Consider the following 1,507-nt stretch of genomic DNA (forward strand, 5'->3'; position numbering starts at 1 on the left):
CCATGCCGAACTCAGAAGTGAAACGCCGTAGTGCCGATGGTAGTGTGGGTATTACCCATGTGAGAGTAGGGTGCCGCCAGACTTTTAAATATATAGCCCAGCAGTCATGCTGGGCTTTTTGCTTTTATATTATTATCTTATGATATGAAAAAAATCACTTAGTTGCTTTTGCTTTATTTTTAGTAACTTAACCTTAACCTATCTTATATTTTTATCTATAACTGATATGTATTTAGGTTTCTTTCTTAAATTGTTTAGTAAGTTTTTATCATCATCTTTCCACCAATATTCTTTATATATAGCTGGTTTTTTAAATTCATAAATGCTAATTAAACCTAACAAACCTGATGGTGAATCGGCCATAAAATCCCAACCGTTCTTTTCAGTACAGTACATTTTTAACTTTTCGTCATACCAAATTCGGTATCCTTTTTTATCTAATATATTGAGTACAGTGTTTGATATATTTGAATATTCAAATAATGCCGGCATAAAATTAATCCTGTTTCATAACTTTAATAGTTTACAACTAGCTGATGTGTGATTATCTCATTTTTAATACAAAACTAACGTAGAAAATCATGCTAGTTGTTTTTGTGTTTTGTATTCAATAGGCGTCATATTATTTAATGCCTCATGATTTTTTCAGTTGGAATGGCAACACATTTTCAAACAAAAAAATTAAGGGGTAAGTGTTTTTTAAATTCAACGGGAGGCAAGTAGCCTAACGAAGAATGTAATCGTTTATGATTATACCAATAAGCATAAGCCGAAAAAGCGCGTTGTAACTCAGCTGTTGAGTTACAACGTTGGCCTTTTACAAATTCCGTTTTAATTGTTTTAAATGTCGCTTCCGCTACCGCATTGTCATATGGACACCCTTTCTTGCTTAATGAATGCGTGATATTAAATGTCTTAAAACAATCCGCTAATAACCGATTATCAAACTCTTTACCGCGGTCTGAATGAAATAAATCCAATTTTGATAATGGCAGTTTAATTTGACTTAATGCCGACATAACAAGCTCTGCTGTTTTATGTTGACCAACATGATAACCGACAATTTGCCTATCGGATAAGTTCACTAAAACACATAAATAGTTCCAACGTTGCTTAACTTGAATATAGGTTAAATCCGCAACAACAATTTGTTTTTTATCACCTACATCAAATTGTCGTTGCAGGTGGTTTTCTGTGGCGGTTTCATTCACTTCCGTAGTATGAGATTGATAACGTTTAACGGTGTATTTTGATACCAGCAATAAGGCTTTCATCACCCGAGCAATGTAACGGCGTGACACCCAAATATTCTCTTTCTGTAAATCAAATCGAATTCGTCTTGTACCATAAGACTGATAGCTCTGATTAAATAGCGTCACGATTTTATCGGCATAAAGCCCTACTGATTTTTGTCTATTCAATTTACACTGATAATAAGCATAATGTCTTGATAATCCTAAATATTGACATAGCTTTGTTATGCTATAACGATGCCGATTTGCTTTTA

General features: G+C 33.4%; 2 protein-coding genes and 1 rRNA gene. 1 reads left to right on the forward strand and 2 read right to left on the reverse strand.

The window, feature by feature from the left end:
- A 5S ribosomal RNA gene (gene rrf / locus A9G32_RS13640) occupies window positions 1-82 on the forward strand; the annotation flags it as partial.
- Between the two features lie 116 nt (window positions 83-198).
- Here the strand turns inward: rrf and A9G32_RS07495 are convergent.
- Window positions 199-492 (reverse strand): hypothetical protein, encoded by a 294-nt coding sequence (locus tag A9G32_RS07495; protein ID WP_065590416.1) that lies wholly within the window; start codon window positions 490-492, stop codon window positions 199-201.
- Between the two features lie 176 nt (window positions 493-668).
- On the reverse strand, window positions 669-1,507 hold an 839-nt coding region (locus A9G32_RS07500), incomplete at its 5' end, for an IS3 family transposase (RefSeq protein ID WP_141672887.1).

Source organism: Gilliamella sp. Gris3-2 (assembly GCF_001690345.1).
Classification (GTDB): Bacteria; Pseudomonadota; Gammaproteobacteria; order Enterobacterales; family Orbaceae; genus Gilliamella; species Gilliamella bombi.